This is a genomic window from Streptomyces enissocaesilis, from assembly GCF_039533765.1.
Classification (GTDB): Bacteria; Actinomycetota; Actinomycetes; order Streptomycetales; family Streptomycetaceae; genus Streptomyces; species Streptomyces enissocaesilis.
In genome coordinates, this window is sequence record NZ_BAAAUD010000111.1 from 22745 (window position 1) to 33263 (window position 10519).

The 10519-nt window shown below is 69.6% G+C and carries 9 protein-coding genes and 1 pseudogene; 5 read left to right on the forward strand and 5 right to left on the reverse strand.

The window, feature by feature from the left end:
- Positions 1-19: 19 nt before the first annotated feature.
- Positions 20-1291, reverse strand: a complete 1272-nt coding sequence (locus ABD374_RS33370) for a wax ester/triacylglycerol synthase domain-containing protein (RefSeq protein ID WP_344500703.1) — start codon at positions 1289-1291, stop codon at positions 20-22.
- A 6-nt stretch (positions 1292-1297) separates the two neighbouring features.
- Complete coding sequence (locus tag ABD374_RS33375; protein WP_344500719.1) at positions 1298-3493, reverse strand: MMPL family transporter; 2196 nt, start codon at positions 3491-3493, stop codon at positions 1298-1300.
- 336 nt (positions 3494-3829) lie between these two features.
- Between ABD374_RS33375 and ABD374_RS33380 the strand changes: the two genes are divergently transcribed.
- A complete protein-coding gene (locus tag ABD374_RS33380) occupies positions 3830-4432 on the forward strand; it encodes a hypothetical protein (RefSeq protein ID WP_344500705.1) in 603 nt (200 codons plus the stop codon).
- Here ABD374_RS33380 and ABD374_RS34850 read toward each other — a convergent pair.
- A complete protein-coding gene (locus ABD374_RS34850) occupies positions 4336-4590 on the reverse strand; it encodes a hypothetical protein (RefSeq protein WP_425577417.1) in 255 nt (84 codons plus the stop codon). The two genes, ABD374_RS33380 and ABD374_RS34850, sit on opposite strands and share 97 nt — an antisense overlap.
- Positions 4591-5009: 419 nt before the next feature.
- Between ABD374_RS34850 and ABD374_RS33385 the strand changes: the two genes are divergently transcribed.
- The gene (locus tag ABD374_RS33385; protein WP_344500707.1) at positions 5010-6278 is read left to right on the forward strand and encodes a cation:proton antiporter; all 1269 of its coding nucleotides are present in this window, start codon (positions 5010-5012) and stop codon (positions 6276-6278) included.
- A gap of 442 nt (positions 6279-6720) precedes the next feature.
- Here the strand turns inward: ABD374_RS33385 and ABD374_RS33390 are convergent, their stop codons facing one another.
- Positions 6721-7524: a DUF2254 family protein gene (locus ABD374_RS33390; protein WP_344500721.1), complete on the reverse strand. Its 804-nt coding sequence runs from the start codon at positions 7522-7524 to the stop codon at positions 6721-6723.
- On the opposite strand from ABD374_RS33390, the pseudogene ABD374_RS33395 reads away from it, so the two are divergent.
- The 3 genes and pseudogenes from ABD374_RS33395 to ABD374_RS33405 form a co-directional block, all read left to right on the forward strand.
- Positions 7468-7843: pseudogene (locus tag ABD374_RS33395) on the forward strand (DUF4396 domain-containing protein); the annotation flags it as partial. The gene ABD374_RS33390 and the pseudogene ABD374_RS33395 overlap by 57 nt on opposite strands.
- A gap of 146 nt (positions 7844-7989) precedes the next feature.
- The gene (locus ABD374_RS33400; protein WP_344500709.1) at positions 7990-8400 is read left to right on the forward strand and encodes a four-helix bundle copper-binding protein; all 411 of its coding nucleotides are present in this window, start codon (positions 7990-7992) and stop codon (positions 8398-8400) included.
- 836 nt (positions 8401-9236) lie between these two features.
- Positions 9237-9950, forward strand: coding sequence for a hypothetical protein (locus tag ABD374_RS33405; RefSeq protein ID WP_344500711.1), 714 nt, complete (start codon positions 9237-9239; stop codon positions 9948-9950).
- Positions 9951-10039: 89 nt separating this feature from the next.
- Here the strand turns inward: ABD374_RS33405 and ABD374_RS33410 are convergent, their stop codons facing one another.
- The gene (locus ABD374_RS33410; RefSeq protein ID WP_344500713.1) at positions 10040-10243 is read right to left on the reverse strand and encodes a hypothetical protein; all 204 of its coding nucleotides are present in this window, start codon (positions 10241-10243) and stop codon (positions 10040-10042) included.
- Between the last annotated feature and the right edge of the window lie 276 nt (positions 10244-10519).

Consider the following 10519-nt stretch of genomic DNA (forward strand, 5'->3'; position numbering starts at 1 on the left):
GCCGAGCCGATGACGCGGATCACGCCTGGACGACGCCGGTGTCGCGGCCGTCACGGTGACGCGAACCCGCGCTGCGACACAAGGCGTTGATTTGCCCGCTCCAGAGTTCTCCCACGTCGGCGGCGTCCGGAAGAGCGGCATCGTGCACGACGGCGAGCCGCGCGAGCGAACGGTGGTACGTGAGGGCCGCATAGAGCAGATGGCCTTCCATGAGTGCCCCCACCGAGGCGGCGTCGAGGGCGCGACAGCCGTCGAACGAAAGCTCCGGCACGCGGTAGGGCACGTAATTGCAGCAGACCGGCGCGGTGCGGGGGGCCATGACGGCCCTGGCGGCGGCCTCGGCCACACGATAGGGAGCGTGCTCCTGAAGGAAGCGGGAGGTAGCCGCGCGCCCCTGCTTCTTCGCGCGCAGGGTGGCCCGGTGGACCTGGGCGAGTCGCTCCCAGGGGTCGGAGAGGTGACACGGCAGCGGGACACGAGTCATTGCCAGATAATTGCCTGGCAGGGTCTCCTCGCCCGCGCGGCGTGTCGACATGGGCATGGACACCGGCAGGCTGCGGAGTTCGTCCGGGCTCGTACCGCGGTTCAACGCCAGCTGGCGCATCGTGCCCGCCATGGCTGCGAGGTACACGTCGTTGGTAGTGACTCCCGCGCTCCGGCCCACCTGAGAGAGCCATTCGTAGGGAAGAGAAACGCAACTGAGGCGGGAAGAACCACTGGTGGGCCCCCTTAGCCACTGCCAGGGCAGGGCGGGAGGGGAGTCGAAGAGCAGCCCGGACGCGGCATCAGCGAGCAAACGCCCCGCGCACAGAAGGGAGAAGCCGTTCCGCGGAACCGTTGTGCCGGGCGGTGACGTGCCCCCGAAAAGGCTGTTGATCAGATGTGCGCGCCCCGTTCCGTCAGTAAGCGCATGGTGAGAACGGAAGAAGAGCAGCCACTCCTCCCTGCGGTAACCGTCTGCGAGCCACACGTCCCAGGGCGCGGCCGGAGCCGGCGCCAGGGGCGCCCGGCGCAGCTCGTCGGCCACCTCCTCCCACGGTGTGCCCAACGGCGCCGCATGGCGGCGCACGTGATCCTCCAGCCGGACCTCGACCGGCACTCGGCGGATGCGGCCCCCGACGTCCTGCAGACGGTGACGCAGCACCGGCTGTGCACCGAGATGCGCGGCCAGGTGCTGCCGAAGCCGGTCTGGATCCGGAGGGGCGCCCGCAAAACGCAGAAGTGTCCCGACGATTTGGGGGTGAGGGCTCTGCGACAGGTGGTAGACGGCGTCCACAGGGTTGTCGTACATGCGGCTCTATCCTTTGTCGCCCACGCTCTTGGTCTGTTGGTCAGGCAGGCGCTCGCCGTCGCGTGCCGCGGGAAGCCCAGCGCGCGGCCCCTCGCTGGTGTGACGGAGCCGGCGCTCCAGGCCGACGCGCCGGTGCAGCGCGGCCAAAGGGCGCGGCGCCCACCAGTTTGCGTGACCGGTGAGCTGCATGAACGCCGGAACCAGCACGCCGCGTACGACGGTGGCATCGATGAGGACCGCGAGAGCGAGCCCGCAGCCGACGAGTTTGAGCAAGGTGATGCTCGAGGACACCAGGGGCAGCAGGGCGATCGCGAAGATCACCGCCGCCACAGTGATCATCCGTCCTGTGCGGGCGAGCCCTGCGACGACTGCCGCCCGGTGATCGCCGGTCCTCCGGTACTCCTCCTGGATACGGGAGATGAGAAACAGCTCGTAGTCGACGGAGAGAGCGAACGCCGCACCGAAGACCAGGATGGGCATGGACGTCTCCAGCTCGCCGGTCACGGTGAAGTCCCCGACCAGAGTGCGCAGATGCCCGTCCTGGAACACGTACACCATGGCCCCGAAGCTCGCGCCCAGGCTCAGCGCTCCCATGATCACCGCCTTCACCGGGATGAGCACCGAGCCGGTGAAGAGGAACAGCAGCAACAGCACCGCTGCGACCACGATGGCCGCGGCCGCGGGTAGCGCTCCGAGGACGGCGTCCTTGGTGTCCAGCACCCGGGCCGGGCGCCCGGAGACGAGATGGCGTCCCGGGGAGGGCAGCGCGCGCAGCTGCCGCACCAGCGGCTCATCCGCGGCAGGCGGTCCGTCGGCCATCACCGACAGCCAGGTGGAACCGGTGGTGACGTAGAGCAGCGAGTCCACCGACGGTTCCTGCGTGCGGCGCCCGTCGCGATAGGTGCCCAGAGCAGTGGCCACCTCGCCCGCCGCGGGCAGCGCGGAGACCCTGCGCGCGTAGGCGTCGAGATCCTGCCGCTGATCGACGGCGTCGGTGTCCGGCAGCAGCACGGCCAGCGCCCTCGTCCATGGCAGAGGAAACTCCCGCCCGATGCGCGTGGCCGTGGCATGGGATTCCGCTTTCTCGGGCAGGACCCGCTCGTCCGTGACACCGAGACGGACGTGGGCGAACGGCACTGCCAGAGTCAGCAGGAACAGCGCCGCACAGCCGCCCGCCACCACCGGTCGACCGGTGGCCAGGCGCGCCGCACCGAGCCACCACGCGCTACGGCCGGCACGCCCATTGCGCCGCAGGGACGCGAACGGGTCCAAGCGGTCGATGCGGCGGCCGATGACCACAAGCATGGCCGGCAGCACCAGACGCGTGGCCGCGGCCGCCAGCACCACCACACTGATGCCCGCCAGCGCCAGGGAGCGCAGAAATCCCAGCGGGAAGGCCAGCAACGCGGCAAGGCAGATCACGACGGTGCCCGCGGAAAACACCACGGTGCGGCCCACCGTGCGCATCGTCGTCTCGACCGCCGCGTGCGGCGCCGCGCCCGCGGCCAGCTCCTCGCGATAGCGGCTGACCACGAACAGGGCGTAGTCGACGGCCAGCCCGAAGCCGAGCGCCGTGGTGATGTTGAAGGCGAACGACGACAGCGGCAGGTACATGCTCAGCACGCGAAGGACCGCGAAGGTGCCGGCCACCGCCACCGCGCCGATGACCGCAGGCAGCAGCGCCGCCGTGAACGACCCGAACACGAACAGCAGCACCATGAAGGCCAGGGGGGCGCCGAGGAGTTCGGCACGGATCAGTTCGTCATGGCTCAGCTCGGTCGCCTGCGCCATCACCCAGGCCGGCCCGGTTGCACTGACCGTGAACTCGCTCTGCGCCCCGGTCAGTTGTGGCACCAGATCCGCCGCTCTGCGCGCGGCCGCGTCCTCGTCACCCCGCAGGTCCACCATGACCAGGGCGGCCCGGCCGTCCTGGCTCAACAGCCTGCCGTCCCCCACCGTCCAGTAGGAGACGACTTCCCGCACGCCCGCCTCACCAGCCACTCGGTCGGTGAATTGCTGCCCCGCACGCATTACTTCGGCAGAGTCGGCGGGCTTCGGCGAGCGCACATACAGCACCAGGTCGGGAATCCCCGCGGCGAAACGCTGCTGGAGCAGTGCGTCCGTGCGGGTCGCCTCGGTCCCCTCGGCGATGTAACCGCCGTTGGACAGCCGGCCTGGCGCCGCGAACGAGGTCAGCGCCATCACGATCCCGACAGCCGCAGTAGCGAGCAACACCCACCAGGGACGCCCTGCGGTGCGGTGTGCCGCATCGCCCGGTCTGTGCCACCGGCCGAACAGGCTGCCCTTGGAAGGCCATCGCATGTCGGTCCTTTCGTCGACACGCTGATCCTGACCAAAAAGACATCCACGGGTCAAACCCCTATTAGCCCTAAAGAGTAAGGAATCCTGATTAGTTGGCACGTCGAGGGCGATACGCTCACCCGGTTCGTGAACGATGGAAGCCGGGCGGCATGCAGTCGAACCGCCCGGTCTGCCACACGCATCATGAGCCGCCACACCGACCAGAGGAGAACCCCCATGCCTGCTGTGCGTCACCTGCGAGCCGCCGCCGTGACGGCGACCGCACTTCTGACCCTGTTCGCCACGGGTGCCGCAAGCCAGGCCGGGCCGCGAACGGCCGCTCCCGCCCCAGCCACCTCTGCCGCCGTCCAGGGCACCCTCAGGTGCTCCCTGGTGACCGCCCCCGGCCAGCGCATCACCTTTTCGCCCGCCGTCACCGGCGCCACCCGCAAAATCTCGGCCCGCGGAAGCGCTGATCTGAACAACTGCACGTCTCCCAACGGCCGTCAGTCCCGTATCGCCTCCGGCCGGCTCACGATGGCGGGCACCGCGCAGGCCAGCTGCAGGCGCGCGAGTTCACTCAGCGGCAAGGGCACCGTCACCTGGTATGCCGGTCCGAACCGCACCGGCCGGGTCCTGGGGCGCTCGACACTGGCCCCGGCCCCGGGCGGCACTCGCGGATACACCGCCGCCGACTCCTTCCTCAACGGAACCGTGGTCTCCGGCCTGATGGCCCACCGGGCCTACTCCGGATCCGCGGTGCCCACCAACAATGTGCGCCGGTGCTTCAGTACGGGCGTCAAGTACCTCCAAGGACGAGGCGCGTTCAGCATCCGCTGAACCGCCGGCACAACACCGCCGGCGAGGGCTGCGAAGGGGACCGGTCGATGACCGGCCCCCTTACGCACTTCGTGGCCCTTGCGCCGAAGCGCGCGGGTGATCGGGCGGGCGCCATAAGTGCCGCCCGAGGTGGCGTGGGCCTCCTCGATCAGCGGCATCAGCCCCTCGTCGCGGAGCCGACGGGCCGACTTCGGCCGCTTCTTGCGGGCGGAGTCGGCCCGACGCCGACAGCTCCAGAACCCGGCGGACGGGATCGGCCCCAGGGCCCCTGTCGCGCATCGAGGCGGCCCAGTCAGGGGGTGTTACGACGTATGGGGAGGAGGGCGGCGATGCCGGCCGAGATGAGTACGGGCCGTTCGTCTTGCCTTCCTCGCCTGCCCGCGCCCAGGCTCTCCGTGACGCGTGCCGTGCCACAGCGTCCGCAGGGAAGCTGCGGCCGCAACTGACATCTGCACGGCATGATCGCGCCAAGGACATGCCAACAGCGCGTATGAAGCGTGTAGGGTCGGGCGCGGAGTGCCGGGAAGCCTGGTCGGCGATGGGGACACGTGTCTTTGCCGATCGAGAGGTTCTTCTCATGGTGCTCGTCGCCGTCTTCGGTGCCGCGTTGCTCGTCGCGGTGCTGCTGTCCGGGCTTGCGGCCCGGACCGTGCTGTCCACCTCCCTGCTCTTCCTTGTCGGTGGGGCGCTCGTCAGCGACGGTTTCCTGGGGCTGATCCATATCACCCCGGACAGTGAGATCGTCGCAGTCACCGCTGATCTGGCCCTGTTCGCGGTGCTGTTCACCGACGGCATGCACGTCTCGTTCCCCAAACTGCGCGAGAACTGGAAGAACCCGGCCCGGGCTCTCGGGCTCGGCTTGCCCCTGGCCTTCGTCGGCATGGCGCTGATCACTCACTACCTTGTCGGGCTGGACTGGACGACTTCGTTCCTTGTCGGTGCTGTACTGGCGCCGACCGACCCGGTCTTCGCCTCGGCGATCGTCGGCCGCAAGGAAGTCCCCTCGAAGCTGCGGCAGCTGCTCAACATCGAAAGCGGTATCAACGACGGACTCGCGCTTCCGGTCGTGCTGATCCTCATCGCCGCCGCCGGTCCGGCCGCGGACACTGCCGAAGCGTCGCTCGGGGCCATCGGACTGGAGCTCGTTCTGGGCCTGGTCTTCGGCGTCGTGCTGCCCCTGGCCGCGAACAGTGTCGTACGCTTTCGCCTGCTCGGGGCGGAACCCAAGCTCCAGCCTCTGCTGCCGCTTGCCATCGGCATCATGCTGTACGCGCTGTGCCACCTCACGCACGCGAACCCCTATCTGGCCGCGTTCTCCGCCGGTGCCGTCCTCACCGCCGTGGCACCGGAAGGCAAGACCGCCTTCGAGCCACTCGGCGAAGCCCTCTCGGAGCTGGCCAAGTTCGCCGCACTCCTGGTTTTCGGAGCACTCCTGACACCGCAGCTCTTCGGTGACCTGCCGATCGGCGGCTACATCGCGGTCATCCTCGCAATCGTGCTGATCCGGCCTGGATCCTTGCTGCTCTCGCTCATCGGTACGCGCTTCGACCGCCGCGAGCGGCTGGTCGCCGCGTGGTTCGGGCCCAAGGGATTCGCCTCGGTGGTGTACGGCCTGCTGGTACTACAGGCCGGCATTCCCCAAAGCGAAGAAGCCTTCACTCTCATCGCCGTCTGCATCGCCTTCTCGATCGTCGCCCACAGCAGCACCGACGTACCCATCGCCCGCCTCTTCGACGTCGACGACCTGGCCGGTATCCCCTCGGCCGAAGACGACAGCGACCGGTCGGCCCAACCGATCGCCGCAGCCGCCGCCTGCAACGAAGAGGGACAAGGGAGGGCCAAGTAAATCGTGCCCGCCAGTGGAATCTAGGAGTGCAACCAGGGCCGGCGCCCCGGCAGGCTGCTTCGGGCCCAGACCACAGGTACTCGGTCCGTCGGCATCGTCACCGCCGAAGGCAGTACCCGCGGCCCGGTGGAGGTGCCTGTCGGCAAACTTGTCGCGCTGAGCAAAGAGCGGCCACGTCTGCTGCTGCGAGGGCTGCGCGAGCAACTGCGGGGAGGCGGCTCTGCGCGAGTGAACTCTGCGCTTCCGACAGGCCGGTGAGGTGCCCCTCCAGGTGCACGCGCAGCTGCCGACCTACGGCGAGAGGACGTCACCGAGGCGCCCGGACTCGCATCCCCCTCGCCCGGTTCCCGACGGGCAAGGGTTGCATGGTCCCGTCCAGCTCCGGACCGCTCCGCGCGCCAGAACCGGACCGGTGCGGCCGGCAGCGGTCAGGACTGTGCGGTCAGTGGGCCCGGTCGTGTGTCCAGCGTCCGGCCAGGGCCTGCTCGACCTGCTGGGCCAGTTCGGTGAGCCGGGAGTGATCGGCGGCGTGGAAGTCCTGGACGGCGGTGGTGGAGCGCAGCCGGGCGAGTGCGGCGACGATGGGCGGGTGTTGGCCGGCTGCCGTGTTCCAGGAGAGTTCGCGCAGCAGCATCAAGATGCGGGCCAGGACGGCGGGTTCGGCGGCGCCGTAGCGCAGGGGCTGGGCCACTGCCAGATCGAGGAGGTTCTCCAGGTCCGGGCGTTGCAGCACAACCCTGACCTGGTGCTGGCCGTCGCGCAGCAACCGGGGGCCGAGGTCACGGTGTGCCAGGTCGCACAGCAGCGCGGAGGAGGAGGAGTGGGACAGGGCGTGGACAGCGGTGGTCGGGTCGTTGATCCCGGGGGACAGCGCTTTGGCGATGATGTCGGTGAGCTGGCGGAGTCCGAAGGCGACGTCCTGGGCGTCGGTACGTTCGGCGCCGGTGGAAACCGCTTTGACGGCTTTTCGGACCAGACGCGCCCGGGTCTCTGGAGAGAAGGGCTCCTCCGTGCGCGGCCGGGCGGCTCCCATGGGCGTGCCGACGATCAGAGAGCTGCCGGGGAGGCGGTCGATGAACAGGACGGCGTCGGCGTCGACGGCTGCCCCCAGGAGAGCTTCCTCGTCCACGGCGGTCAGGAAGCCGGACGTTTCGCCCCACAGGGGCAGCGCGTCGACGGGCGGTACCGGATCGGCGAGATCCTCGGCATGGTCATCGGTGCCGCCCTGCTGTGGGGCAACGTCCAGACGACGGTCCTGGCGATCACCCTGGCGTTCGTCTTCGGCTACTCGGTCACGCTGCTCGCGGTCCGGCGGGCCGGCCTGGACTTCAAGAGCGCGATCAAGGTGGCGCTGGCCGCGGACACCGTCTCGATCGCGGTGACGGAGTTCGCCGACAACGGCATCGTCGCCCTGACGCCTGGGGCGATGGACGCCCACTTGTCGGGCGCATTGTTCTGGTCGGCGCTGCCGGGCGGTTTCGCCGTGGCCTTCGTGATCACGACGCCGGTGAAAGTGGATGATCGGCCGGGGCAAGGGCCACGCGGCCGTCCACGCCTACCACTGACCTCAGCCGTACGGCAATGCGCCCGGCCGCACCCTTACGGTGCGGCCGGGCGCATTCGCGTGGACGGGCGTTACCTTGGAGGTACCGGGGGCTTCGATGGCGGCCGCCCCGGATCCGCCGGCCTCGCGGGGAACGGAGGCATCCTGATGTCCAGCACCGTCAAGGACATGCTCGCCACCTACCCGGCCGACCTCGGCGACATCGACCAGGCCAAGCTCACCGCTTGTATCGAGGAGTGCATCGCCTGCGCGCAGGCGTGTACGGCGTGTGCGGACGCCTGCCTGTCCGAGGGCATGGTGGGCGATCTCGCCAAGTGCATCCGTACCGACATGGACTGCGCCGACATCTGCACCGCCACCGCCGCGGTGCTCTCGCGGCACACCGGCTACGACGCCAACATCACCTGCGCGATCCTGAAGGCGTGCGCCATGGTCTGCAAGGCGTGCGGCGACGAATGCGTACGGCACGCGGACATGCACGAACACTGCCGTATCTGCGCGGAAGCCTGCCGAAGCTGCGAGCAGGCGTGCAACGAACTCATCACCTCACTCGGCTGACGCTCGCCCGTTATCCGTCCGCCCGGAGGCCGATGTCCCGGCCGGCAGGTCGCCAGCCGCGGACCCGCTCGTCCGAGGGGATACGCGCCCCACAGGAGGACTACGGCCGACGTGACGCTATGCTCCCCGGCATGGCTGTGGCCCGGGCGACCCGTAGCGCGCCGCGGTCCCGCTCTCGTGCGGCGGGCCCGTGGCGAACGTGGGTGCTCACCGCGCTTCTCCTGACCCTGGTGTACAGCCACGGTGTCAGCGCGGAGAGCGCCTCAGGCCATGCCCACCTCGGGGCGCCGACCAACGCGGCTGCCCCGAACGTTCCGGACCCGGGTTCCGCCGAGCACAGCCACGAGGCCCCCGGCCCGCGCCCCGGCCAGGGGCACACCGACCACCAGGATGCTCCGGAGCCCGATCACGCCGCTCACCAGTGTGTGTCCGGTCAGCCCCAACAGGGCGCTGCGCTGCCCGTCCCGTGCGAGACCCCGACCCCTTACCGGCCTCCGTACGCGTATGCATCCGTCGCCGTTCGATTCGTCCCGGCCCTCCGGGCATCTGCGCCCGTGCCGGACTCAGCGGTCCTACGGATCTAGGCCCTCACGCCCGCCCATCGGCCGACGCCCTGTCGGGCACACCCGCGAGCCGACTCCGCCAGCGCACCAGCGTCGGCTCGGCCATGCCGCGCGATGCGCCTTGGCCGACCTGCGATGACGTGCGAACGCGCAGCGATGGCCGGCTCGCGCTGCGCCGTGCCCGGCGGGTCCGATCTTCGGCCTCCTCCCTGCCCGCCTGCCTCGTTGAGAGTCCCAGGCAGGCCCCACTGAACTTCCCTTGAAGGGTCCGCTTTGTCTTCCTCGCCCCATCTCGCCACGACGACCCCGCCCCCCTCGCAGCCGACCCGCAGCCAGCGCCGCTCCAACAGCAGACGGGAAAACGCCTCCCTGCCGTGGCGCTATCTCGGCTACGTCGGCTACTACGTGGGGGCCGGCCTCATCAGCGGAGCCGTCGTCCACCACCCCATGGCCCCCGCCCGTTACTCGCTGATCGCCGGGTCCGGCGTACTGGTCTTCCTGCTCGCGACCGTACTCAACGACCTCATCCTGGCGTCCGAGAGGCAGCCCCTGTCACGCATCCTGCGCGTGCTCGGCACCTCGACGATGCTCTCCTTCGGCCTGGGCATGCTCAGCGGCGGCATGCAGCACTTCGCAGACCTTCCTGAACGCTGCGCCGTGCTGATACCGCTCGGCATCGTCCTGTCCTTCGTCACCTTCTTCCTGAAGGAGGCGAAGAGGCCGTGGCGGCGCATCTTCAGCCTCATGGGGCTGGCAATCCTCGTCTTGACGGCCCTCACCTTCCTCGGCCTTCGCCACATCGCCCCCACCATGGCCGAGTCCGGAGGCGGACACAGCCACAGCGATGTCGTGCCCGAGAAGGAAAGCGGCGAAGGCCACGAGAGCGACCACAACAGCGGCACCGCCGATCCGACCTCCCAGCCCACTTCTCCGAACGCCACCCAACCCGGCAAGGAGCCCGGGCACGACGGGGGACACCAGCACTGAGCCGACCCGCGCCCGCCGTCACAAGGCAGTCGGACGGAAGCCGGCTGCTGGGAGGTCATCGGCATGGCCCCCCTTCCAGAAGGCGGCCGTCACCGCCATGGCGCTCGCGCCGCCTCGCTGAGGAACGGAGGGGCGTGGAGCGCCGGATGCCACCGGCCCGTGACCGGGAGGAACCACTCGATGGTGATGTCAGAGCTGGAGAGCAAGGTCCAGAAGCTGGAAACGGCTCTCGCCGTGCAGGAGGCGTCCATGCCGGGGGCCCAGGCCACGCGGGCGGCGACCCAGGCGGGCATGAATCGATCTTCACCCCTGCACAGACCGGCACCTGGGCGGTGATGGCCACGGGCAGCATCGCCCTGCTGACCGGGATCTTCCTCGGTATGGCCATCGCCAAGGACTGACCAACGACTCCAAAGCCAGAGCGGCTCGCCGCCTCTACCGCCCCGCCGGACTGCGAGTGCGATGCTGGTGGCGCATTCGAGGCGCGGCGTGACGTCGGCCTTCACGACCTGGTTGGGGCCGTGAAGGCCGACGTGCGTTGGGGGTGGGTGCGGTGTCGATGCAGCCGA

Bases quoted from the DNA above. Each gene is read 5' to 3' on its own strand.
- ABD374_RS33370 (WP_344500703.1), bottom strand. From the start codon at position 1,291: ATGTACGACAACCCTGTGGACGCCGTCTACCACCTGTCGCAGAGCCCT.
- ABD374_RS34850 (WP_425577417.1), bottom strand. From the start codon at position 4,590: ATGCCGCTGATCGAGGAGGCCCACGCCACCTCGGGCGGCACTTATGGC.
- ABD374_RS33380 (WP_344500705.1), top strand. From the start codon at position 3,830: ATGCCTGCTGTGCGTCACCTGCGAGCCGCCGCCGTGACGGCGACCGCA.
- ABD374_RS33375 (WP_344500719.1), bottom strand. From the start codon at position 3,493: ATGGCGCTGACCTCGTTCGCGGCGCCAGGCCGGCTGTCCAACGGCGGT.
- ABD374_RS33400 (WP_344500709.1), top strand. From the start codon at position 7,990: ATGTCCAGCACCGTCAAGGACATGCTCGCCACCTACCCGGCCGACCTC.
- ABD374_RS33385 (WP_344500707.1), top strand. From the start codon at position 5,010: ATGGTGCTCGTCGCCGTCTTCGGTGCCGCGTTGCTCGTCGCGGTGCTG.
- ABD374_RS33410 (WP_344500713.1), bottom strand. From the start codon at position 10,243: ATGCCCGCCTGGGTCGCCGCCCGCGTGGCCTGGGCCCCCGGCATGGAC.